The sequence below is a fragment of the Mariniblastus fucicola genome (assembly GCF_008087665.1).
GTDB lineage: Bacteria > Planctomycetota > Planctomycetia > Pirellulales > Pirellulaceae > Mariniblastus > Mariniblastus fucicola.
On record NZ_CP042912.1, the window covers coordinates 571,783 to 597,390 of the forward strand.

Annotated in this window: 15 protein-coding genes and 1 tRNA gene; 9 read left to right on the plus strand and 7 right to left on the minus strand. The window is 53.4% G+C overall.

All coding sequences use genetic code 11. The features are described from left to right. Nucleotides 1-161: 161 nt before the first annotated feature. The 7 genes from MFFC18_RS02135 (at nt 162) to MFFC18_RS02165 (ending at nt 8,901) form a co-directional block, all read left to right on the plus strand. Nucleotides 162-234: transfer RNA gene (locus MFFC18_RS02135), tRNA-Gly, on the plus strand. A gap of 194 nt (nt 235-428) precedes the next feature. Continuing rightward, nucleotides 429-1,898 (plus strand): trigger factor, encoded by a 1,470-nt coding sequence (gene tig / locus MFFC18_RS02140; RefSeq protein WP_075084791.1) that lies wholly within the window; start codon nt 429-431, stop codon nt 1,896-1,898. A gap of 229 nt (nt 1,899-2,127) precedes the next feature. Further along, nucleotides 2,128-2,709 (plus strand): TetR/AcrR family transcriptional regulator, encoded by a 582-nt coding sequence (locus MFFC18_RS02145; protein ID WP_075084790.1) that lies wholly within the window; start codon nt 2,128-2,130, stop codon nt 2,707-2,709. A 160-nt stretch (nt 2,710-2,869) separates the two neighbouring features. Further along, a complete protein-coding gene (locus MFFC18_RS02150) occupies nt 2,870-4,177 on the plus strand; it encodes a coproporphyrinogen-III oxidase family protein (protein WP_075084789.1) in 1,308 nt (435 codons plus the stop codon). 132 nt (nt 4,178-4,309) lie between these two features. After that, entirely contained in the window at nt 4,310-4,780 is a 471-nt protein-coding gene (locus tag MFFC18_RS02155; protein ID WP_075084788.1) for a glycine cleavage system protein H, read from the plus strand. A 375-nt stretch (nt 4,781-5,155) separates the two neighbouring features. Beyond that, entirely contained in the window at nt 5,156-5,572 is a 417-nt protein-coding gene (locus MFFC18_RS02160; protein ID WP_075084787.1) for a BlaI/MecI/CopY family transcriptional regulator, read from the plus strand. Nucleotides 5,573-5,577: 5 nt separating this feature from the next. After that, entirely contained in the window at nt 5,578-8,901 is a 3,324-nt protein-coding gene (locus MFFC18_RS02165) for a M56 family metallopeptidase (protein WP_084417155.1), read from the plus strand. Between the two features lie 135 nt (nt 8,902-9,036). Here the strand turns inward: MFFC18_RS02165 and MFFC18_RS02170 are convergent, their stop codons facing one another. Then, a complete protein-coding gene (locus MFFC18_RS02170) occupies nt 9,037-9,414 on the minus strand; it encodes an alpha-L-arabinofuranosidase C-terminal domain-containing protein (RefSeq protein ID WP_075084785.1) in 378 nt (125 codons plus the stop codon). Beyond that, the gene (gene gyrA, locus MFFC18_RS02175; protein ID WP_084417154.1) at nt 9,344-12,151 is read right to left on the minus strand and encodes a DNA gyrase subunit A; all 2,808 of its coding nucleotides are present in this window, start codon (nt 12,149-12,151) and stop codon (nt 9,344-9,346) included. The genes MFFC18_RS02170 and gyrA overlap by 71 nt, the downstream gene beginning before the upstream one ends. Nucleotides 12,152-12,541: 390 nt before the next feature. On the opposite strand from gyrA, the gene MFFC18_RS02180 reads away from it, so the two are divergent. Together MFFC18_RS02180 and folP are read left to right on the plus strand one after the other, a co-directional pair. Continuing rightward, nucleotides 12,542-14,605: a prenyltransferase/squalene oxidase repeat-containing protein gene (locus tag MFFC18_RS02180; RefSeq protein ID WP_075084784.1), complete on the plus strand. Its 2,064-nt coding sequence runs from the start codon at nt 12,542-12,544 to the stop codon at nt 14,603-14,605. A 160-nt stretch (nt 14,606-14,765) separates the two neighbouring features. Beyond that, nucleotides 14,766-15,623, plus strand: coding sequence for a dihydropteroate synthase (gene folP / locus MFFC18_RS02185; RefSeq protein ID WP_075084783.1), 858 nt, complete (start codon nt 14,766-14,768; stop codon nt 15,621-15,623). Nucleotides 15,624-15,775: 152 nt separating this feature from the next. Here the strand turns inward: folP and MFFC18_RS02190 are convergent, their stop codons facing one another. The 5 genes from MFFC18_RS02190 to MFFC18_RS02210 all read right to left on the minus strand — a co-directional run bounded on the left by MFFC18_RS02190 (nt 15,776) and on the right by MFFC18_RS02210 (nt 25,599). After that, nucleotides 15,776-16,513 carry a PEP-CTERM sorting domain-containing protein gene (locus MFFC18_RS02190; RefSeq protein ID WP_075084782.1) on the minus strand — a complete coding sequence of 246 codons (738 nt, stop codon included), beginning with the start codon at nt 16,511-16,513 and terminating at the stop codon, nt 15,776-15,778. Between the two features lie 549 nt (nt 16,514-17,062). Further along, entirely contained in the window at nt 17,063-18,343 is a 1,281-nt protein-coding gene (locus tag MFFC18_RS02195; RefSeq protein ID WP_075084780.1) for a PilW family protein, read from the minus strand. A gap of 33 nt (nt 18,344-18,376) precedes the next feature. Then, nucleotides 18,377-23,068, minus strand: a complete 4,692-nt coding sequence (locus MFFC18_RS02200) for a hypothetical protein (protein ID WP_075084779.1) — start codon at nt 23,066-23,068, stop codon at nt 18,377-18,379. A 65-nt stretch (nt 23,069-23,133) separates the two neighbouring features. Then, a complete protein-coding gene (locus MFFC18_RS02205) occupies nt 23,134-24,414 on the minus strand; it encodes a type IV pilus modification PilV family protein (RefSeq protein WP_075084778.1) in 1,281 nt (426 codons plus the stop codon). 48 nt (nt 24,415-24,462) lie between these two features. After that, on the minus strand, nt 24,463-25,599 hold the full coding sequence (locus MFFC18_RS02210) for a pilus assembly FimT family protein (protein ID WP_075084777.1): 1,137 nt from the start codon (nt 25,597-25,599) through the stop codon (nt 24,463-24,465). Nucleotides 25,600-25,608 lie beyond the last annotated feature (9 nt).

Here is a 25,608-nt window from a genome sequence, read left to right on the forward strand (position 1 = left end):
AAATGAAATCTCCTGCCCAGCCGAAAAAAAACGTGAACTAGCCTTCAGTTCACGTCCGGGACCGCCGAATAAATCGAGGTTAGCCGTCCATCAAAAACTACGAAGCATTTTGCCTTGCAAGGCTTCGTGGTGGCCGTATAATCGTGCGACTTGGAAAGCATGCGGGTGTAGCTCAGTGGCTAGAGCGTCACGTTGCCAACGTGAATGTCGTCGGTTCGAATCCGATCACCCGCTCTTTTTTGCATCAGTCATCCAATGACTGAACCCAGTGGATCGCTCCGGTGGGAAGCTATCAAATACTGCCTTGGGCAACTCAAAATCATGCGGATTCTCGCATGATTTTTTCTTTGGCTCATCCTCAAACGAGCCTTGTAAAACTACAATCCGGGACCGTTTCCCGTAACAAGATAACTTTTTGGAAACCGCTAGTGAACACTTCGACAGAAATTCCAGCCACAGACGAAGCCCAAAAGCTGGATCTCAATCTCGACATCAATGAAACCAGCTCATGCGGTCGTCACGTAACCGTCACCGTTCCACGCACGGACATCGAGCGGTACTACCAAAAGCAATTCGACTCGATCATCCCCAAAGCTGAAGTTCCCGGGTTCCGCGTTGGCAAAGCTCCTCGCAACCTCGTTGAAAAGAAATTTCGCAAGCAGGTGGCAGACCAGGTCAAAGGCGCCTTGCTGATGGACAGCCTGACCCAGATCAGTGAGTCCGAAGTCTTCTCTGCGATCAGCGAACCGGATCTCGACTACGAACAGGTTGCGGTTCCTGATGATGGCGACTTGAAGTTCGAATTTAACATCGAAGTCCGCCCTGATTTCGAATTGCCAAAATGGAAAGGCCTCAAGATTGAGCGTCCCGAGTATGACTTTACTGACGCCGATGTCGATGCTGAACTGGCAAAGCTGACGGCTCAGTTCTCAACACTGGAACCTGTTGAAGATAAAGTCGCTGCTGAGGATTACGTCGAAGTCAACATCACGACTCGGCTTGATGGCGAAGACATTTCTTCTGCTTCGGATATCTCCGTTCAGGTGCTGCCAACGCTTTCGCTTGCTGACGCGATGATCGAAGACTTCGACAAGCTGATGATCGGCGCTGAAGCCGATGAAAAGCGAACCGCAAAAGTCACCGTCAACGAGTTCTCTGAGAACGTCGAGCTGGCTGGCAAGGAACTTGAAATCGAGTTCGAAATTCTTGATGTCAAGCGTCGCGGTGGCGATGGCGTCGATGGGCTGGCAGAGAAAACCGGCATGGACATGGAAGAGCTTCGCAAGCGAATCAAGGAAGGTCTTGAGAGCCGTCTTGAGTATCGCCAACGCGAAGTTGTTCGCGAGCAGATTAGCAAAACACTTACCGAATCAGCGTCGTGGGAATTGCCGCAGGATTTGCTTCGTCGTCAGTCAGGCCGCGAGCTTGAAAGAGCCAGCATTGAGATGCGTCGAAGTGGGTTCTCTGATCAGGAAATTCGCGAACGCGAAAACCGAATTCGCAGCAATATCCTCGAACGAACTGAAACGATGCTTCGTGAGCACTTCATCCTCGAGCGTATCGCTGAGGACGAAAAGGTTGAGGAAACCGAAGCTGATTACACGATGGAGATTGCTCGCATCGCGGCTCAGCAAAACGATTCGCCGCGTCGTGTCCGAGCCCGTTTGGAACGTTCGGGTCAAATGGATTCGCTTCGCAACATGATCATCGAAGGCAAAGTCATCGACATGATCACCGAAGCGGCCTCTTTCGAAGCCACGAAGTATGAGCAGGAACAGCAGAGCACAGTAGAAGCGATCGATTTCTTCGCGGCTGGTAAATTGGCTAACATTCCTGAAGCCAAATACGAAGGCGGCGAAGATCAGCCGATCCCGGGCGTCAAGCCTGAGCGGGAGTAGGCAGTTCTTTGCCAAGTAGAATTTTCCGTACCGGATACCGGCCAAGGTGTCCGGTATGCAAGCTTGGATTTTGACAACTAGCGATGCGGATACATGGAGACGTTGTTATCATCAACGTCTTCATTTTATGCGCTTCATTCTTTTTTGGCCGACACTCCAGTGGCTGCGATGACTGGTGTTGTTCAATGCGGACTGAGGTGGCTCCCGGCTACTCAACCACGTTCGCCTCATGCCTTGGGAAAAATCATTCAACGAATCGGAAGTTGTCGACCAGGTGATGCAAGTCTTCTGGAATAAAGGCTACACCGCGACGTCGATCACCGATCTCACTACCGCAACCGGAATCAAACGCGGTAGTCTCTACAATGCCTTTGATGGCAAGCACGATCTTTTTCTTCAGGCGTTGCTGAGGTACGGGGATGGAAACAGAACCAAAAAGTTGAAGATGTTGGAGTCGATCGAAAGCCCGATTGAGTCAATCGAAATGCTGTTCAGTTATTGGCTAGAACGCGCGCTCAGAGATCCGGACAAGAAGGGCTGTATGTTAATCAACACAGCCGTCGACTTTACGCATCACGAAAGCGACGTGCAAAACGCAGTCGTCGAAGGTTGTGACGAGGTCGTTGGTTTCTGCGAAAAGCAAATCACTCGCGGAATAGAGCTTGGCGAAATATCGAACTCAGTCGAAGCTCGCCCCACAGCACGCTCCCTGTTTTCTGCGTTGGTCGGGATTCTAGTGCTTGGACGCGGAGCCTTCGATGCGACCGCTCTGGAGCAGATCGCCAATGAGACTTTGAAGTTGATTCGATAGCTGAGCGCCGAATCTATCATTCGGTTCAATGGCCGGATATCGCCCGCAGGCCGTAAAATCCATGCCTCAATTGGTGGATCAGGTATGATGTACAGGAACTTGCCGCGCTGGCGCCGGTTCAATATTGCTGGATCCAATCCCCTAACTCCGAACCTTCTCAATGGCTGAATCGACCAAAACCGAAGTTGGCAGTTATTTCATCTCCAACTACCCGCCGTTTTCACAATGGAACGCCGATAGTCTGACCACGGTTGAATCGGCTTTGCAGTCGCCTCCGTTGGCCGACACGCCGCTGGGGCTGTATTTGCACATTCCGTTTTGTCGCAAGCGTTGCAAATTCTGCTACTTCAAAGTCTTTACCGATCAGAACGCCAAAGAGATCGAGGCTTATGTCGCAGCACTATGCCGCGAGATCGAACTCGTTAGCAAGCAGGAAGTCATGGGCGGACGTCCGTTCCGTTTTGTGTACTTCGGTGGCGGAACGCCTTCATTTCTGAGCTCGCGACAATTGACGTCGCTGGTCGATCGGTTGCGCGAAAACATCAATTGGGATCACGCGGAAGAAGTGACTTTCGAGTGTGAGCCTGGCACACTTCAGGAATCGAAGCTGAAGACACTGAAAGAGCTTGGCGTGACACGTCTGAGCCTCGGTGTAGAAAACTTCACTGACTCGGTCCTCGAAGAAAACGGTCGAGCTCACCTTTCAAAAGAAGTCTACAAGGCTTGGGACTGGATCAAGAGTCTGGACTTCCCAAATGTGAACATCGATTTGATTTCCGGCATGGTCGGCGAGACTTGGGAGAACTGGAAGTACAACATTGCGGAAGCCATCAAGTTTTCGCCAGAGAGTGTCACGATTTACCAAATGGAGCTGCCGTACAACACGGTGTACTCCAAAGATATTCTTGGCAACAAAATCGAGACGCCGGTTGCCGATTGGCAGTTGAAACGCGAGTGGCTGGACTACGCCTACGATGAATTTCTCGCTGCGGGCTATAAAATCAGCAGCGCTTACACGGTGGTGAAGGATAACGACAAAGTCAACTTCAGCTATCGCGACAACCTGTGGGCTGGATCGGATCTGTTGGCGACGGGCATCGCGAGTTTCGGACACGTTTCCGGAATTCACTATCAGAACAAGGCCGATATGAAGCAGTATCAGTCGGATCTGATGGAGCACAACAAGTTGCCGCTTGGTCGTGCGTTCAAGCCAACGGCAAACCAGTTGCTGATCCGGGAAATGATTTTGCAGCTGAAGCGTGGCTATCTGGATGTCGGATATTTTCAGGACAAGTTCGACGTGAACATTCTTGAGAAATGGGCGGCGGAGTTCGGTGAGCATCGCGACAATGGTATGCTCGATTTCGACGATTCACGGATCGAGCTTTCGCGAAAAGGATTCCTGCACGCCGATGCGTTGCTGCCGCCGTTCTTTGAAGAAGAACATCAGGGCGTTCGATACACGTAGAGTGCTCAAGCTGGGGGTCTTCACGTAGAATCTCAGAATGGCGTGTGTGATCTTTGGCCTTGACCAACGCAATTGCTCGGCCGGATGATCACTAAGACGACGTGCTGATTTGGAAGCCGCGATACGAAAAGTATGACTGACTCGTCCGACAATCTGATCTTCATGATGGGCGAGTTCGAAGCGAGCTTTCCCACGGATCGCATGTACGCGTCGAATCACATGTGGGCTCTTCCCGGTGACGGCGATGTCTTCCGCTTCGGTTTCACGGCCTATTCCGTTCGTCTGCTGCAAGACGTTTACTTTCTGGATTGGTCCTTCGACGCACCGCACCCCGTCGAAGTCGGTACGGAGATCGGTGCGGTGGAAAGCAAGAAAGCTGAAAGCTCTCTGTACAGTCCGCTAACAGGTCATCTCACCGAATTCAATGAAGCGTTGATGGATGATCCGTCGGCGATCAACCTGGAAAAATACGACAAAGGCTGGCTGTTTGAGATTCAGTCCAGCGACACCAGTCCATTGCTGACTCCGGAAGCCTATCTCGAATTGCTGGTCGAAGTCTGGGACAAAACCCAGAAGACAATCAAAGGCCAGCTAAACACCTGATCGACCGTTTGGTCGTAGGGTCGGCTTCCAACTGTCGGCTTGCATCTCCGTGGCTGCGGCTTCCACCCGCAGTATTCCCAATTGCCGCTTACCGCTTACCGCTTCCTGCTGTAGCCGCTGTTTACGCTTGCCCGCGGATTCGCGGTGTCAATCCGCTCTCGGGCCACTTCAGTTTTGCATTCATCAATTCCTGTTGGGGCCGTGGATATTCGCGAAGGCTCGATGAATCCTCTTGCCGGTAGCCCATTGGCCAAAAAAGACAGCAGAGAATTCTGCGATGAAAAACGCTTGACGACACGTGTCGTCATTTGGTAGCTTAAATCTGACGACAGGTGTCGTCGCTGTCGACCGAGCGTCCGATTTTCCGAGGATTCCATGACATCGCCCCTGGGTTCGATTACAGGACCACAGTTTGAAATTCTGCAAATCCTTTGGCAAAGTTCAGAGTCAATGACGGTTGCCGAAATCTGGCAACAGGTTTGCGAACACCGGGAAGTGAGTCGCACGACGACTTTGAACCTGGTGGACCGACTTGAGAAACGCAAATGGCTCAAACGCGCCAGGCTGGATGGCGTTTATCGCTATCAGGCTGCGATCAGCGAGACGGAGACAAGGGAAATGCTTGCGTCCGAATTCGTGGGCAAGTTCTTCGATGGATCTCCTGCGGATTTTGTGCTGAGTTTCCTCGGATCACAGCGCGTGTCGAAGAAGGACCTGGGTCGTATGCGGCAGGCGTTGGAAGAAAAAACGACCGGGCGAAGAAAGTCACGTAAGAGCAACAGGAAAGGATAACGAAAATGAGTCTCTCAATCACAGCATTGCTGCTGGCCACCGGATTTGCTTCGATCGCTATCGCGTTGTTTGCTCTGTTTGCGGCACAGCTTTTAACCTCGCTCCCACTGCGGCATGAAACCCTGAGAGTTGGGTTGGTGCTGTCGCTGCTGGTGCCGATTCCATTCGTCGTGGGAAACGTTCTGGACATTGGGCTGTTGCCGAATGCGATCCCTGCATCGACAGAACTGTCTGAAGCAAAACCCGTCGACGTCCCAGCGCCTGCAGGATATTCAGATTCGACTTTCGAATTCACCGATACAAATTTTGCCATCCCGGGATTTGAGCAATCGCGAATGGAACCCGGAACAGATGACCTTCGATCGTCAACCGTTTCTGTGCCGCGGGCTGCCGTTGTTAAACCGCTGCACCAACCAGAATATTTCGTGCCAACCTGGCCGCAGTTGCTGATTGGTGTCTGGCTGTTCGGCACGGTGCTATGTATTGGCCGCTACCTTTGGAAGGCATTCCAGTTGCGAAAGCTGACCAGCAATTTCACGTTGCCGGTCGAAACGAACCTTCTTGAAGAAGTCGAAACGATCGCAAACAGGTTGGGGCTTCGGCGGGTACCCGGTCTGATCTGTTGTCCTGCCGTCAAATCGCCGGTGATCGTTGGCCTGCGTTCACCTTCGCTGCTCGTTCCGGAAAACTTTTCAAAAGTGTTTGACGAAGAAAGTCGGCGACAGATCTTGACTCATGAGTTGGCACACGTGAAACGACGGGACCATTGGACGTTGTTGGTTCAGTCAATGGCGCATTGCATCTACTGGTGGAATCCGCTGGTCAGAGTGATTTCGCGAAAGTTGGCGGTAACGCGTGAAATGCTCTGCGATGACATCGCCGTCAAACTTGAAGGGCGCTGGCGCAAGTACGCGGAAACCATGCTTTTGATGGCGGAACAGGCTGTTGACAACCAGCCAGGTTCACTGTCTCTGGCGATGGCGGCAGGCGATCTGGAAAGTCGATTGAGTCGCGTGTTGGAGTTGGAAGGAAGGGTTCCCGGAACCAGGATTCGTCCGCTGCTCGCAGCGACGATTGCGATCCCATTCTTGTTGCTTTTCTCAAGTTTTGCTTTTGCTCAGTTCGCCAGTCCGACCCTGCAGGAAACAGGGAACGCGGAATCGATCGTGGCAAAAACTGAAACGACTAAAGCCGAGCCAACCAAAAACGAGTCGACCACATACGGATCAGCCGAGAATGCGATGGCTGAAGTTTCTGGCGTTACTGCGCCCGATCCAGTCGTCGTTGTTGACCCATCCAACGACATTCCCGAGTTCAATCCTCGCAAAGTCCCTTCTCGAAAGTACAAAGTTCGCTTTATTGATGCTTCGAGCAACCCACTGCCGAATGCTAAAGCCGAATTTCACGAAGGCAGGTTGGCCGCGGGTAAGTTTACTGCTGACGAAAAGGGAGAGGCGAAGTTCATTGTTGGCGACACATTTCAGCAGCGATATTCTGCCCTGAAAGTCACGTCACCGGACGGTAAATTGGGCGCGATCTTCGCCATGAACGAAGTGGTTCGGGACAAGCCGGAATCGTTCGAAGTCAAGCTGGTGCCTTTGGCCGAACGCACGGTTAAAGTGATCGACAACAGCCGCGGCTCCATTGCGAACGCTACGATTGCAATCGGGTTTGGTCGGCCAATATTTGGTTTCCAAATTATGGGAAACACCGACAAAGAGGGAATGTACAGTTTCCGAGCTCCAGTGGAATCGAGCATCTCCAACGTCTTCGCGTACAAAGAAGGCTATGGCGTCGACTACCTTTCCTGTGAAAAACCCGACGATCGAAGAAACCAACCAAATGTTTTGCCAAAGCCATTTTTGGCGAACGAAACGCGTACACTCATATTGGAGCCGCCTGCGCCATTCGTTACTTTGGTGGTCGATGAGAACGGGGAACCTGTCGAAGATGCGATCGTGAGACCGTGGCTCCTCGAGAATGGTGAGCAGGCACAGTTCAATCTCTCCCTGGTCAACGATCTGATCCAACGAAAAACCGATGCCTCCGGGCGAGCGACCATCGACTGGTTTCCTCGCTGGCAGAAAGCTCCGGTTACGATTTCGCCTTCCAAAGCGAATCATGATCGCTCAAACGGAACATGGGAGCCCGGCCAATCCGAAGTAAGAATTACAATGGAGAAGATAAAGATGACCCGGATTTCGGGTGTACTTCTTGATCAAGCCGGGAATCCCGTCCCTGGTTGCCAGGTTCGTTGTGACGGACGCGAATATTATGAAGGGGTCAATGGTTGCTTTACCGACGAGGAAGGAAAGTTTTGGTTCAATGCCAAAGCTGGCGGTGAGCTGGTCATTTTCGTTGGCGAAGACGGTTTCTACTTTTCGGACAAACGGAGAGTTTCCGATTTTGTGCGGGTGACGGTTCCTGAACCTGATCAGCCTGTGGACGACCTAGTGGTGCGATTGGTTGATCCGGTTCCTGTTACCGTTCGCATGGTCAACGAGGCGTCGGGGAAACTGGTTGCCAGCCATCGATCGGCAATGTTTCGCAACGCCATGACTGGAGAGCAGTATCGACAGAACTGTGAACTCGATCCGGACTGGCGATTTGACTCGGTCAGGCATCGCAGGGATGGTCCATGGCGAAACGTCCCCACAATATCGTTCATCCCGTCAATTCAGAAACACGAGGGTGAGCTAAAGGGGTGGTTGGCTCCTGGCATCTACACGCTACGTCCTAATGACCGCGACTACTACGGTACGAGTTTCGTCGTTGATCGTGAGCCGGTCACGATCGAAATCCCGACGAAGACTGGAGCCGTTTCAACCTTGAAAGGTTGGGTTCGTGTTGACGGAGTTCCAGTGGAGAACGCAGAGATCGTGATGACATCGAAAAAGTTTCATGGCGATCGCTGGACGGCAACTTCCAATGAAGATGGCAGCTATGAAGTTCAGATGCGCGAAAACGAGTCGCTACTGGTTTGCTTCAGTTCCGACCGGAAACACGCCGTCGGCCTGGTTGCCGACATGTTCGGAAAACGATTTGACCTGAATCTGAAACGTGTTTGTGAAATCAGGGGAAAACTGGTTGGCCAAAACGATCAGGGTTTAGGCAACCGGCGCGTTTACTTTGGGACGGAAATCTACGCGGCCAGTTACGTCGGCTTTGTAATGACGGACGACGACGGCACTTTTGTCATCAAGGAAGTATGTCCCGGTCTCAAGCTTGACATTTTTATCTACGAAAGGAGTGGTCAACGCAAATTCCTTGCGAAACTGCCAACGTTGACTTCCGGTGAAAAGCGGGACGTCGGGATTGTTCGGCAATAATTCCGGTCGCTGGGGGCGAATCGCGAGTTGTCCTACCGATCGCATGTAGCCGACAAATGATTTATGGGCTTGCCCAGTGAACGACGCTTTGATTCGTGTTCGCGGTTTCAACCGCAGTAGGCTCATCGCGATCCACTACTTTTCCACTTCAATCGTTGTCACGCTCGCAGGTGGAAGCGTGATGCCAATCCGCTCTCCCGCGACTTCGATCTTTGCCGGCACAGGGCTCACCTTTTCCGGGGCATCAAACCTGTTGTGAGCATCCATTGACGCTCCGGCCAGCGCACGTCCGCTGACCTTTGACGCATCAACTCCAACAATCGTCAGCCCGATCGTTTGCATCGTCTTCGGATTCGTGTTGATCAGCGAAAGATGCACGCTACCGTCTTTTGCAACCAAACCCAAAAAGGCGACGGCCGGAAGCCGTCGCCATACCGCGTGACTATTCTTCGCTGTCAGTCTGACCTTCGCCAGCCTGAGGATCGTCGTTCTGGTTTTCGTCGGTTTGAACATCCGCTTGCGGAGCGTCAGTTTCCGGCGTGGCCGTTTCAGCACTTGGGCTGGCTGCATCCGCACCGGCAACGACCTGTCCTTCGACAACGCCATCTTCGTTTTCAAGCTCGTCGCGAGGCACACGCACGATCGTCGCCAGCGTGTCGTCGTCCTTGAGTCGCATGATCCGAACGCCCTGAGTGTTACGGCCGATCGTGCTGATCTCCGAACATTTGATCCGCTGGATCTTGCCCTTGGCCGTCATCAACAACAACTCATCATCGTCGTTGACCGAAGAAATGCCGATGACTTTTCCGTTGCGCTCAGTTGTTTTAATGTCACGCAAACCTTTACCGCCACGCTTCTGCGTGCGATAGCGAGCCGAGCTGCTGGCCTCGTCGCCATCGTCCGTAAGGTCGCCAATGTTCGGACCAAACGGAGTCCGTTTTCCGTAACCCTTGGCACAGGTCGTCAACAACGTCGCCGTTGGATCGGCGACTCGCATGCCGACCACTTCATCGCCGTCGGACAGCGAAATGCCTTTCACGCCGCTTGTGTTTCGACCCATCGGACGGGCGTCAGATTCCGAGAATCGAATTGCCATGCCGTCAGTCGTGCACAGCAGGATTTCGTCGTCCTTGCGAGTCACAATCGCGTCGATCAACTTGTCATCGTCACGTAGTTTGATCGCGATGATCCCGCCGGCTCGCGGTCGACCGTACTTCGAAAGCTCGGTCTTTTTCACCAAGCCCTTCGATGTACACATCATCAAGTAATGATTCTCTGCCGTGAAGTCACGGATCGCCCGGCACGCCGCGACCGTTTCGTCTTTGTCCAGCGAAATCAGATTCACGATCGCGCGACCGCGGCTCTCGCGAGACAGTTGTGGCAGTTGATGAACCTTCAGCCAATGCACTTGCCCCTTGCTTGTAAAGAACAGCAAGTAGTCATGCGTGCTGGCCGCGAACACGTGCTCGATTGGATCTTCTTCGTCCGTCGAGGCACCCTTGAGTCCCGTGCCGCCGCGGCCCTGAATTTTGTAAGTGCTAACAGGAGTCCGTTTGATGTAGCCGCGATGGCTTATCGAAACGACCATGTTCTCTTCTTCGATCAACTCCTCAAGATCGATGTTGCCGATCTCTTCCGTCGAAAGCAACGTGCGACGATCGTCCGCGAACTTGTTGCGGATCTCCAGAAGGTCGTCCTTGATGATCGCGCGAATGTTGGCTTCGTCCGAAAGGATGCGAAGGTATTCTGTGATCTCCTCAAGCAACTTGCCATGCTGACCCTGAAGCTTTTCCTGCTCCAGATTCACCAGTTGGCCCAGCGTCATTTTCAGAATCGCATCTGCCTGAACTGCCGTCAGGTTATAGATGTCCGATTCGCCGCGCTCATCCTGAAAGACCTTGAAGCCCGGTTCGCCAAGCGCCCGCTCGAGCATCGATGCCGGACACTCGATCCCCATCAAGCCTTTCTTGGCTTCCGCCTGAGTTTTCGATTGGCGAATGATCTTGATGATCTGATCGATGTCCGCCAATGCGAGCAGCAAGCCTTCCAAAACGTGCTTCTGTCGCCGCGCACGATTGAGCAAAAATTCTGTCCGGCGACGGATCACGTTGATACGATGACGAATGAACTCGCGAAGGAAATCCTTGATCGTCAGCTCTTGCGGTTTCCCGTCGACCAACGCCATGAAGTTCATCGAGAACGAAGTCTGCAGCGGCGAAAACTGATAGAGCTGATTCAGCACGACTTCCGGATCAGCATCCGACTTGATTTCCACCCACAGCTTGACCGGTTCTTTCAAGTCACTGAGGTCTTTGATCTCCGAGATGCCTTTGACGCGACCGGTTTTCACCAAGTTGGCAATCTTTTCAACGACGTTGTCGCGCGTCTGCTGAAACGGTAGCTCAGAAACGGTAATTCGCTGTCGCGTGCGATTGCCTTTTTTGTATTCCTCAATCTCGCATTTGGCGCGGACAGGAATCGAGCTACGGCCGGTGTGGTAGGCTTTGAGAATTCCAGCTCGACCGCAGATGATGCCTCCGGTTGGGAAGTCCGGTCCGGGCAGCACCGTCATGATTTCGTGAATCGAACACTCCGGGTTGTCCAAAACCATCGCCAACGCGTCGCAGACTTCGCCCAAATTGTGCGGAGGAATCGAAGTCGCCATCGAGACCGCGATCCCGCTCGATCCGTTGACCAGCAAGTTCGGAAACTTGCTCGGCAAAACGGTAGGCTCCATCCGTCGTTCATCGTACGTCGGCGTGTAGTCGACCGTGTCGAGCTTCAGATCCTCCATCATCATCGACGCGAAGCTCGACATGCGAGCTTCGGTATATCGCATCGCGGCAGGAGGAAGTCCGGCGATCGACCCAAAGTTACCCTGCTTGTCGACCAGAATGTGACGCATGTTCCATTCCTGGGCCATGCGCACGAGCGTCGGATAAACGATACTTTCACCGTGTGGGTGATAATTACCACTGGTGTCACCCGAAATCTTCGCACACTTGACCCGCGCCGCTCCTGGCGTCAGGTTCAAGTCGTTCATCGCGACCAGGATTCGGCGCTGCGAGGGCTTGAGACCATCGCGAACGTCTGGCAACGCACGCGAAACGATGACGCTCATCGCATACGTCAGATAGCTACTCTTGAGCTCGTCCTCGATCGGCAATTCCGTCAGGCCTCGCTCGAGACCGTTGTCGCCGTTATCAATTTCGTTGTCGTTATCGTCGTTTTCGGGCAGGTCAGTAGACAAAGTACAGCCTTGTGGTTAATCGTATTTTCGACGAAAAAATTTCCTGGATAGTGGCTGAAATCGTGGCCTTGAAAGACAAGCGATGATCAGCGGATTCCAGTCCCGTTTTCGGTCAGAAATTCGTGGTTTAGAGCACTCGCAGGAAAACGTTTCGTGCGGTAAAAACCGTGGTTAAACGGTGTTTGTGGATCCTGTTAGCGAATTGACGATTTTACCAGAATTGCTCCTTTTTTTCAATCGGCCAACGCGACTTTTAACGGGCAAGCAACGCCCGCAAGGCCCGGCTCAGTTTTCAGATTCGGCGAACCTTTTGGGCGGTCAGGGGGTATGATCGTTGCCAACCCTGAATAACGATCGCGAGCCCATGGTGGGCATCCTGAACAGTTAAACATGCCTCCAGAACTCGACAATCCATTCAGTCTCGATGCGGCGATTGCGGCCAAGCTTTCCGAGCTGCCAAGCGATGAAGGAAACCTTCCTTACGGCGGTGAAATCGATCTTTCTTCGGGCGGCCACCTGCAACCCCAAGCCTGGGAGATTGCTGATTTCCATGAATCAAAGCCAGCGACTTCGCTCGAACGACCGCTGAAAGCCGTCAAGCCGCTAACGGACTTTCAGCATTTCTCCGACCTGACGATCACGGGTTCTCACAGCATCCTGACGCGGATTGGCCCAATCAAGTTCAACGGCAACGCCCTGCTCTGCCAGTGTCCGGATTGCAAAGCTCCGATGACGATCCGTCTGTGGTTGGGATTGGCCGACTGTTGGCGTTGCCCGGCAAGCGTCGCGTTGGACGAAAGGATCGTGTCACAGATTGCGTCCAGTTTTCAGGCGAAGCGGCGTGAACTTCCGAAGCCACCTCCTACGCCGGCTGATTTTTTTGGGCGAGCACCTCTCGATACCGTTGTCCCACGAGTCAACACAGGGGCTCCGAATCGGGTCTCGGACTTCGATCCGGATTTCTCAGACGAACTCGATCGGTTGACTCAGGGTTCCGGGCTGGCTCGAGTCTTGCGGCGTATGTTTCGAATCACTCCCGCGTGGTTGATCAGCTTCCTGCTGCACCTGATCGCAATCCTGATTCTGGCTGTGATTGTCTTTGGCGATCCGGTGTCCAGATTTGACGAAGCGATCACGCTGTCGACCTTTATTGATAGCGCTGATCGCGAAGGCGGTGATCTTCGCGTCGAAAGCCCAATCGATACGCTGCAGGATGACGTCGCGATCGCCGCGAAAATGGAGCGTGGTGAAGAAGAGATTCGCGATGCCGTCGTGGACGCGGCAAGAGATGCACTTGAGCTGAGGGTCGATCCGCAAACCGAGATGCGGCTGCCAGACCTCAGCACGGTGAAAAAGAACATCACCACGCGAGCCGGCTATGTGATGTCTTTTGCAGCTCGAGACCCCCGCGTTCGCGCTGAAATTGTCGAAAAAGAAGGCGGCACCAACTTGACGGAAGCCTCCGTGGCTCGCGGGCTGCGGTGGTTGGCGTCGGTTCAGAACGACGACGGTTCCTGGAGCCTGAAAAACTACAGCCGTAGTGATCGAGCCGGCAACAAAGGAGACGCGATGGGAACAGCACTGGCTCTGCTGCCGTTTCTCGGCGCTGGTCAAACGCACGAATTCGGTGTCTACAACAAAACCGTTGCGGGCGGATTGCGTTGGTTGTTGGAAAACCAAAAAGAGAACGGGGACCTGAGAGGCAATATTACTTCTCAGGCTGGCATGTACGCTCATGGTCAGGCAACGATTGTGCTGTGCGAGGCATTGGCGCTGACGGGCGATCGACAATTCTTCGATCCTGTTCAGCGAGCGATCTCGTTCATTGAAACGGCCCAGCATCGTCAGGGAGGTTGGCGATATCGTCCAGGCCAGGCGGGGGATACTTCCGTGTTCGGTTGGCAGATGATGGCGTTGCAGAGTGCAAGGGCTGCCGGAATGGATGTCCAGATCGATCCGAAAACGCTGACTCGTGCTGATCAGTTTCTTGATTCCGTTGCGTCGCAGCCGCGCGGAAATGAAAAACTCCTCAGCGGTGCTGCTTACGCCTATCAGCCGCGACGTGAAGCTACCGAAGTGATGACGGCGGAGGCAATCCTGTGCCGAATGTATCTGGGGTGGCGCAAAGAAGATCCGCGTTTGAAATCCGCGGTCCAGTGGCTGGTGAAGAAACACCTGCCGTCACGCAAAGATCGCAACTTGTACTACTGGTACTACGGAACTCAACTGATGCACCACTACGGGGGCGACCCTTGGGAGCAGTGGAACCAGCGAATCCGAACACTTGTGATTGAAAGCCAGAACCGGCGTGGACGTTATCCCGGCAGTTGGTCGCCCGACGATTTCGAGTGGGGCGAAAAGGGCGGTCGGATCTACACAACTTCGATGGCAGTTTGTACGCTGGAAGTCTACTATCGCCACCTGCCATTGTTCAAGCAATTGGAGCTTGAGTGAATTGAGCGGAAAGCCGACGTGGCGTGAGCCAGGCTGTTTGCATTTCGTTGACCTCTTGATTTCAATTGCCCTGATTCGCAATTTAGCTGCGGTGGCCTCCCGATCGTTGTGTGTTGTGTGAGACACGTTGACAACCGTACCCCATAAACTTCCTGGCTAAATGCTCTGGTCTCTCAAAACCCGAACCCTTTCCTTCGAGTCTCGCCCGCTGCTGATGGCGATCGTGAATGTGACTCCCGATAGCTTTTCCGACGGCGGCAAGTTTCATTCTGTTGATCGGGCCGTCGAGCACGCGTTGCAGTTGGTGGCCGATGGTGCTGACATTCTGGATATCGGTGGCGAGAGCACTCGTCCGTATGCAACGCCTGTGTCAGAAAGCGAAGAGCTGGACCGCGTCATCCCGGTGATTGAAAGACTGGCTGCAGAGACCGATACGCCATTGTCGATCGATACATCAAAAGCCGTCGTTGCGCGAACCGCGATCAATGCTGGAGCCGAGATCATCAATGATGTGACAGGGCTGGAGGGCGATGCGAAAATGTTGGCCGTCGCGGTCGATACGGGAGCAGGAGTCTGTGCGATGCACATGCAAGGCACGCCGCAAACCATGCAGGACGATCCGCAATACGAAGACGTCGTCACCGACATTCTCAACTATCTTGAGCAGCGGAAATCAGCGTTGCTCGCGGCTGGAATTGAGCCCGCGAAAATCTGCCTCGATCCGGGAATTGGTTTCGGCAAGTCGCACCAGCACAATATCGACCTGCTCAATCGTGCCGAAGAGTTTCACGCTCTCGATTGTCCCATCCTGATCGGCCACTCACGAAAGGGCTTCGTTGGCAAGCTGATCGGCGACAAAGAAGCAGAGCGCGATTCCGGAACGCTGGCGATTACTTTGAAGATGGCTGAGAAAGGCATGCATGTCGTTCGCGTCCACGAGATCGCAGCGACGCGTCGAGCGCTGCATGTCTGGGCAGCTTTCTCTGGTGGCGTAACAGCTGACTCTCGCGATCAATAGCTCCATTCGATCTCGCAGACGAAGGCTAAACGCTATTGGCAGCCTTGGTGAGCAACGAGCTGCGGGTTCGCTCTTATCCGCTGGCTTATCGCGGATAGAGCGAACTGCTTGTGTCGATCGTCATCGTCAGATCAGAATCAAAGAGCCGCGATTTAGCCCAAGCGGCGTCGACGAATCAAGCCGCTGGTCAAACCTACGAGTCCCAGCAACGCGATTGAAGTCGGTTCAGGAACGGCCGAAGGATTGATCATGTTGTAGGAGGTCGTGGTCGGGTCGAAGTTGAAATCGGCAGGGTTCAGTTCGGTTTGCCCGTCAGCGGTGAACAACGCAACGTACTCGGTTACGAGTCCTGCATCGGCAGTGACGTACTGATAAAAATCGCCGCTGCTTCCTTCGCGGAAAACGCCAAGAGGTTCATCAATGTTGTTGTACAGAATGTTGCTTCCACCAAACGCACCAGCATAAAGCGTGCTGTTGTCGGCAGCGCTGTCCGAGACACCTACGGCATCGAAGATCGTGCCAAAGCCTGACGTATCCAGGTTGCCGTCGTTGTCAGTATCGAGGTCGATGCCCAGCGTTACCAAATTTTCGACAAGGAAGACACTAAAAGAAGGCGCTTCGATTTCTGGCACTTCCACAACGGCCAATCCGTTGGAATCGAACATGCCAGTGACGTTTGACGAGCGATCGACGAATCCGTTGAAGCCGTCGTTTTCGATCGAGACAATATTCAAGTCGAACGCCGTATTGGCATCACCGAAAATCTCGAAGAAGGAAGTCGTCGAACCGGTTGCAGGAGCAGGTTCGAACTCACTGAACATCTGTGCCGTTGAAAGACTGGCCGTCGAAAGAAATGCGACCGTCATGGCGATCAAAGTTTTGCAAAACATGTTGTTCTCGTGTTCATGGTGAAGTCTGTTCAGCGGGTCAGCGCTATCAACAAACTCGTGGTAAACAGTTTCTCATCCGCAGAAGAAATATCTTCGTCAACTTAGCTTCTCTCTGGCAGCCACGCAATTAATTTAACGCGAAGATGCAGTCATCAAGCAGTACTTGGTTGTTTTGGCCCTGCTCTAACGTCCAAAAGATACCGGTTTCATTGTGTGAGAATTCGTTGTGATCGCCGGAGCACAAGAGCGCAGCGGGTTAACCGCATTTTGGTTTTCGCTCACCCAGGTCTTCCGGATGGAGAGCGTTCCAACTTCTCGACCGCAACTGGATCACTGGCGGCTCGATGGTGCGGGATAGTGACCGATGTGGCTGAGTCCAGCGGACGTCAATCAAGAAGACTGGAGCAAGAAATGTGAGTGCATTCCAGGTCTTGGAAGCTCGGGCTCGATCCACTTCGAATCGGCGTTTGCAATTCCCATCGCGCATAAAAAAGCGAAGGTCTCGATCAAGACCTTCGCATCGAAGATATCTGTAGCCGCCGCGCCGATCTATTCCGGCACAAAGCTCTTTTTGACCGTCAGCTGACGAACCTGATTGGTGTTCGATTCAATCGCCCGCATTACGATTTTGATACCACGAATTTCAGCATTGTATGGCGGAACAGCGTTCCCTTCGTTTGGCTCGTCGACAACCCCATCGGAGTCATCGTCAATTCCATTCGCGCCCGCATCATTCGGGGCGTTGCGATTGTACTGGGACGATCCCGTGTCATAGACCTGTTCGGAATAACGAGCGTTTGCTGTCCGTCCAAGCAAGCCGGTGCCTTTGCCAAGATCCGTGTACGCTCCAGATTCTGGAGTTACCGTTCCGATCAAAAGGCCAGCTCTCTCACTTGCGGCACAGATGTCGGAGTTCTCCGCGATGTCAACAATGTTAGGGGGGGATGCGCCGTCGAGAATGTATCGAAGATCGGCATCCGGAGAGAACACTTGAACGTCAAACGCGGCCACAGATGAAAACATGATGTGGTTCGCATTTGACTTTAGCGGAAAGTCTCCTGTCAAAAGCGTATTCAGCGATGGGTCGACGGCTCCCGAAGTGTGACAATAGCGATTGCCCCGGATCCCCAAATCGGCCAGCGTGTTCGCAACCAGGTTGCCTGCCGAATCGATCCGGGCTGAGATGTCATTCTGTGCGAAAAAACTGTTAACGTCCGCAGCCGTCGGCGATGTCAGAAGTACGCCCAGCGACGGTAGTATAAGCAGCTGGCGACGACAAACCATTCGGTTTTCCGAACTGCCCGGTGGGGAGTCCATGCCAGGTGTATTGATGCAGAACCAGGCGACCTCGGCCAAGTGGGATTCTACGATGTTGTTTCCGTTTCGTCCGCGGAAAGCTTTCCCATCCGACTTGATGGTGAAGCCCAAGTAGTCGTCCCGATCACCGTAGACCAATTCGTTGCCACCGTGGCTGAATGTCGTCCCGTAAGTTGTTGCTCCGACCGTAAACGGTGTGTCGTTACCGGCAATGTAGTCCGTTTGAGGACCATCGACGATCTCGAAAAAACCGTTGGGCAAAGCAGGCTTCTTGTGATGTGGTTTGACCTCAACGGTAATGCGATCAAGGTCTCGCCGAAGCTGTTCTTCTGAAGTGATCAAGCGATTGTTTAACTCAATCATGGCGCGACCCTTCTGCATTTCTGCGCTTCCGTAGGAAAACGCAGCCATCATCGCACCAAGCACGATCAGAGTCATGACCATTGCGATCATGATCTCGATGAGGCTCAGCCCGTGTCGCTGCCGGGTTGAAGCTAAATTGTTGTTAAGCATTGGAAACTCCAGGTGGAGAAGGACACAGGTGGGTTATTCGATGATCGTCCGCACAAGCACGGCATTGTCGACGTTGTGGTTTTTGCCAGGCTCGCAGGCGACAGGGATAGAGCGATCAACCATGTAAAACGCACGGTTGCGCCGAACTTTTCCCTCGTCTGAACCAAGCTCGGCGCCAACGCGTCCAAACTCATCGACCTCGAAATAGCCGATCGTAATCCAGATCGAAAATACGGAAGAACGCGTCGTTGTGGTCGCGGCAAGACGCTGACGAAATTCGTTCTTGAAGTACGACCCATTGTTTGTGTTGTGAGAGAATGAGCTGCTCTCAACGTCAAACATTGGAGTCGTGCCACCACTATCAGGGATTCGATACATCGAAGTCGCTCCCTTGGATGCCGTGTTGTTCGAAATCGCGTATTCAGCACCGGCTACCGAACGGAAGATGCCAGCGAAATCGGTCGCCCCATCCCGCCGATCACGTTCCGCGAGAAACTCAGTCCTGAAATCCAGCCCGGTGAAGTTACCTTCGAGTCCGTTCCAGACGTTCTGTTCGTTGATCGTGTTAATGTTGATCTTGCCCGGCGAACGGAACGTTGGCAGGGAATTAAAAGGTGCGTTAAGCCCAAATCTTAAAGCTCCGGTCATTGGAACCGATGTTGGCAGAAACCTCTCAGATCCAATGAAAGGGTTGGGCACTTCAATGAAGTCCAGCAACCTGTCAAAGCGATTGACATACAGAGCGCCACCGCCGCTCGCATCGGGCGGGTTCGAGCCGAAACCAATCAGATGGCCGAACTGCGGATCACCCATGTAGTAGGAAAACTGTTCATGCCTGTCGGCGTCGGCCGCAGGTGCAGTCACCGGTCGCTCGACGTTGAAACGGCTCAGGAACTTTCCTGGAGAACCAGTCGGAACATGAACGATCTCCATGTGATTCGCGAACGGACGATCGTTCCAGACCAACCAGCCCAGCGGGCTGTCGTGGTCATAAAGATCGCTGAACGTGCCAAGGTTCTCTGAGAGGTTGTAGCTGAACGTGTGACCATCTGAGCCAGCTGAACCTGTGTCAGCTGTCAATGGAGTCGCTGCGGTGCCTGTCCGGAAAAAAGTTCGTCTCGCATCTTCGGGACTCGTGATCCCTTCTGCACGCTCTACCGTTGCCAGCTCAGTGCTTCCATCAGTGACTACACCACCTGAATAGTTTTCAGGAAAAAGCGTCCCAGAGGAAAGTTGACCATTGCTCGGGTTTCGCAGGAATCCGTTGTACGCCAGCAGGTCAACATTTGCCGTGTCCACAGTCACGTAGGGATTCGTATTTGCATTCCAGGGCAACGTTGGATCTGCAAGGCGTTGGAGATGGACGATGCGGAACTGGTACTCACCACCATCTTTGTAAATGCCGTTTGTCCAAATCGCGTCACGGTCATCGTCTGTTCTGTGTAGCCCCAGGTTGGCGTCGAACGGTACATCGTAGACGAACGCAGGGTTGAGAACTTGTCCATCACCAGCAGGATCGTTCATCCATGCTCCACCGGAAAGCGAAATGTCATAGTCGCCTGTTGGGTCACTAAGCGATAGCGAACGTGGCAAATCGATAGCGATTGCTTTACAGTTCCCCGTCAGCGAAGTCGCCGGGACTGGCATCGCGGTGACGGATGCTCCAACAACGTCGCGAACGATAACCGGATAGTCGGTTCCGCTGATGTTTCCATTGAGCTCAATTGATCGAGTATTATCCGGGTCCACTCCCGTGACCAAACGGCCGAACGTCGTCATGTTGCGACCAGGAATGTTTCCTGATGAACCGATCACCATGTGGTCACCAGGACCGATCACGGTATCCACAACCGTACTCGGATAAAACTCGTCGATTCCATCTCCAGAGTTGTCAACCGACAGGCCTGCAGCAGTGGGAGGAGTCGTAAAGTAAATCGTGCGAATAATATCCGGATCGTCAATGTCCGGTACCGGAGTCACGCCACGTTGTTTGCCTCGCTGAATAGCGAAACGCCAAGTTGGCGTTCCACCAATGTTGGCTGCCAAATTGATGGCGCCAATCCCAGTGGGATCAAGCGATTCATTCTGGAAACGGCGTGAACCAGCAGCCTGCTTCCATGGATTGTACAACTCAAAATAGGCGCCCGAGATAGGCTTGCGACGACTGTCCCAATCGTCGTCACCACCGTCGCGGTCGTTTCCTGAAGAATCCGTATCGAGATCTTCGACTTCACGCGAGTGAAATGCCATTGATTCCATGATCAGCAATTCAGGTCGCTCTACTCCAATCACAACACCGCCATCAGTAGGGCTCAAGATCGGAGTCGCCGGGTCGCCATCGACTTCAGCGGGATCCAACGAAGGATCGGCGAATGGAGTACGGTCGTACTCGAACAAAGTCATTTTTGAATCGTGATCATAAAAGTCCACGACATTGACTGCCCATTGAGCAACCGCTCGGTGGTAATCGTCAGCTGTAAATGGTGGAGTTGCACCGGCCAATTGAGGTGGAACAGTATCGCCGCAAACAAGCAATGCCAACGAGTAGAGGTGGCGCGCCATGTCCTGCTTGATGCCCGGTTCGCTGTCAATCGTTCCATCGTTGTTGAGATCAAACGGAAGGCCGCCGTGCATTCCTGTCTCACCACTAGCTTCGGCCGCGTTATCAACGACTCCATCGCCATCGTTGTCGACTCCATTCCCGAACGGTCGGTTCAAATTGAACTTGCCGCCCATCATCAGTTCTTTCGACAGGATGCCTCTGCCGGGCGTCACAAATTCATCGACCAGTGCACGAGCCAGTGTCGCGTTATTGCTGACTCTTTGTCTCAACAGTTCGAAGATCGAAAGTCGCGATGTTGGCACGCTCACTTCAAAACTGTCAGTCGTGAACTCGTCGGGGTTGTCGCTGATGTAATCGATTTCGTGAAGGTCTTCGTCTTCGACGCCATTGTTATCCCAATCGTCGTCAGGACGAAAAGTTGCCAAGCTGGAATCCGCGTCGTCAGGCCTAAGCAGTCTTTCGAACTCGAATGCCTGGAACAGGCTGTCTCCGACTCCACCGCCGATACTGAAATCCGCGGCATAGGCGCTGCCGGAAGCTGAAGCGCTCGCAGTGCCAGAAGGACCTGTCGTAAACGCCGGCAACGAATTGTTTGTGTAGGGGCCTGGCGTCTCGGTCACGAATTGCGCGAAAGCATCTCCAGTCGTGGAGAAAAAACCGCCAACGGTATTGTTGACGCCGACATAGCCAAACAGTTTTTGGTTCGTGCCAAGTGCGTTGGCCAGGTTGCCTGCAAGCGGGTCTCCCAGTCCGGATCGCGAATTTAGCAAGTCCAAATACTCATTGTCCGGCAGGATGCCCTTGAGTGAAACTTCTGCCACACCGTAATTGGATCCTCGTCTCGTTCCGACAGGCAACGATTGGTCCATGTAACTGCCGTGAGCGTTGACATTCAAACGGTTGTCCATGTCGACAATGCGATAGGCAACCAGCGGACGGAAACGGCGTCCCTGGCTATCCGTTTGGATCGGCAAACCAATATCGATCCAAACCGAATCGTTGTCGCCATCGTTGTCGTTGTCGACATCCAGGTTGTCGTCGTCATTGCGATTCGTCGTCAGCATCGTGCCGTCTGGATTGAACTTCCGATTCGTCGCGATCGTTTCGTCAACTTTGTAGACCGAGTTGGCGAACTCTGTATTGGCTGTCGACCCAACGGAGACATTCGGTGGACTCGCATTGTCAGCCACGTAAACCGGTCGGAAAGAAAACTCCCGGATATCATCAGCTGTCGGCGACGTGCCTTGCTGGTTGAGGTACAGGCTGTCACGATGAAAACTCGGGATGACCTTGAACTCGGCAGTGGCGCCGGAAGTGTCATAAAACAGGCCGCTCAGGAACATGTTCTGAACGTCAGGCGCGTCGTAGTCTTCGTTCGGCGAGTTTGGGTTCTGCAGATAGTCGGCATAAATGTCACGACCAATGTGGTTCGGAGTGAGCGGATGTGTCAAGCTGGTGGTTGATGCCGCGCTATCCCGGTCGAAAAATCCAGCCCCCGCGACGGTGCCCGCACCCGTGCCAGAAAAGTCGCGTCCATTAATAACGATCGAAGCATTGCCCGCAGCCACATCCGCTGCCACTGAATAGGTAGCCGAAGTCCAGTCAATTCCCAGGTTGTCTCTCGGGATGACAGCCTGAATCGTAGTGCTACCGGAAAATGAAATGTCAGACGCAGCATGGCTGACGATCCGGGCCGAATACCCATCCGCCGCGCCGCCGATGATTGTCAGAACCTGTCCATTGAACAGCCCATCGACATAGTTAGCCGTTGTAAAGTTTGAGCCGTCGTGAATGCTGGTCAGCGCCGTGATGTCAAAAGACAATGTTCTAAGAGCCGATGTTGGCCCAGCAGAAACTCCAGTGATCGCGGCTCTGTAACCATAGCCGTACTGATCCTCAAGCACTCCTTCGCCACGCAACGGAGAGTTGGTGTCATCAAGCGAAGTTCCTCGAAACGCCTCGTAGAACGCGCGATCGAGCAACGCTGTCGCGTCCACTTTGTACGTATTAAGTCTGCTTCGACGCGTCGCGGTTTTATAGTAGTCGTTAGCGACAACCACAAAGGTCGTTCCCATCAAGAGGAACAATACAATCATGCTGATCGTAAACAGAAGCGTGACGCCCCGGCGTGAAGATTGATTGGTTCGCAGTTTGTTGCTCATGGCGATACCTGTCTTGGTAACAGTTGGTTGCATGGAAGGCGGAAGTGGCGGGAGGGAAGTTATGCTTATTTTTCGACGGAAACGGACCGCTCATACACGTTGACGACATCCTTGAGGTGCACCATGTAAGTTAGCGAGGATGCCGGATTCATGCTTCCTGTCGGTCCGGCTACTCCTGCGGAAACAAAGTCGAAAGGCCCACCATCAACGGCGACGCTTCCACCAAATCCGCCGCTGCCTGGCGTGACTCGTGTTACCTTGGCGAACATCACTTGAGTTCGGTAACCCTGTTCCGCAACACGGACTTCAACTCCTGCAGGAAGAGTTCTGACCGGAACGCCTGGCTCTGCTTCCGGGATCCGGTTGACTAGCATCACCCAGTCGCCTCGGGAAATGTCGCCCTCAATAATAGGCTTTACTGTATCGATCGTGATTTGGCTGACGGCTGAAATGTGTCCCGACCCAGCCATGGTTGTCCGGTAAAACTCGTAGCTGCTGCGCATGGGGTTGGCCGGGTTAACAAACCGATCGCGATAAACCAACACATGTGACTTGAACCGATTCGCCGGTGCACTCGTCATGCTCGGGCTGAGTTCGGGAACCATGAAAGCCGACCAGGAGATTCGGCCAATCGACTGTTGTTTGATCAAATTGCCATTGGGGTCGATGTCGAAAATCGGCTGCGGCGGTGCCAGCTCCAGTCCTTCGACTTCTTCAGCGTAGACCACATCGTCGTCGCTGCGACACAGCAGGCTGGCTTCAGGAGAAGTCAACGGATCGCTGCTCAAGAGTGTGGTGTTAATATCAACACCTCTCGTTGCTGTCGCAGAAAAAATCTCAATATTGCCGTTAGGGTCGTCCGGTACGATATAGGCAACGGGCGGATTAATGGCTCCCGCTGCTGCCGCATCTGGAATCGTAAAGTTTTTTAAGCCCTTGAGCGGAAGAGTGTCGCCATCTGGATCCGGAGCCGCGAAACCGATCGGATCGAAATGGAACAGACCGGGGGCTCTGTCGTTGTCGAAGTCTGTATTGTTCATCGGGCGAATCGTCCGAGCTCCCGTAGTTGCACCGTCAGCTCTGGCTTTGACTCGCAAACGCGCAAAGTTTCCGTTGTTCAGGACTCGCATAAAACCGAGAACCTGTAGCTCTTCCACGACATTGCGACCGACTGCATTGGCGGCATCGTTATCCAGACCGGTTTGCGATTGCTTGACCGCGAACGGGATCATCACCATGATTCCGAAAACGCCGATGGTTGCCACGGCCATCGAAGTCAAAACTTCGATGATCGAGATACCATCGCGGCGTTGCCGGTCAATAAATTTTCGGTTGATAGTCAACATCTTGGTTCCAATGGGTGCTGGAAAGTGCGTTTTCTGGGAGGGAGAGAACTACTGGTTCGCAGACGTGGCGACTGAATTGTCACGGCAGTCGGAAATGATCTCGTTAAAGTGATCCCGATCCATCTCCGGAATCGTGTCAGCGTCATATGTGCCGTTGTAATAGTCTGTTAGCGTTTGGTACGTGAAGTTCGCCGCTGCAAGGCTGTTGTTGTATCCAATGTTCGTCGTACCAGTCGAATTGCTTACCGTGACCCACAAACCAGTCTCCGATGCGGCTGCCACCTCGTCTGTCATCGCGACGCTATTGGGTGCTTCGGTGATGAAGAAGAAAATCGGTCCCAGTGGCAATCGCGCGGCCACCGAGTTGCCCGTTGCCGAGTCGCGATAGATCACCCGATCAACCGAGCCCTCGCCATCGAAGATGAAGTCAATGGTGTAGTTAATGGTTCCGGACAGGATCAAAACGGGTTCAAAGACCCGCGTTAACTGCTGCCGGGTACGTGGCAAAGTCGGGCTGTCTCCATCGTCCAGAACTTCAAATCCTGAGAATCGCAAATCGATGATGTGGTTATCAGGAAGCGACTCGACGGACGAACGAAGCAAGCGTGGCAAACGATGCACGACATAGCTCGGATTGCTCGACGCAGACGCATCGTACTCGGGGATCGGCAGGTAGTCGCCTTCGCCGCGGTCGAGCTCCAATTCGAGAGTTCCGGTTCCGATTCCGTCGATGTCCGTGATCAGATACTTAATCGAAGAATGGTTGAACGAGATTGAGTCACCACGTTGGATGATCCCAAGCGCTGATTGCTCAAGCGGTTCGTCGATATCAACGGTGCCCGCTGTTTCGTCCGAATCGGTGATCTCTGAATCCTGTTGGTCACCCGTAAAACTTGGGACAGCGCGAAGCGTTGAAACTTCCGTCGCCGCATACTGGAACGTGCCCTGGAAAAAGTTCGCGTTCCGAGTGATTCGAACTCCGGCAATGCCATCGATCGAAGCACGCTGACTGGCGTTCGCAAACTTGGATCCGACAACACGAGCAGCCTCTCGGACCGTACGCTCCTTGTTGATCGTTCGAATACGCGGGATGGCCAGCGACAGGACGACAGTCGCAATCACGAGGACGACCAGAATTTCAACCAGCGTGAAACCTGTTGTCTTTGTTTTGTTGAATCGATTCATTGTTGTGCT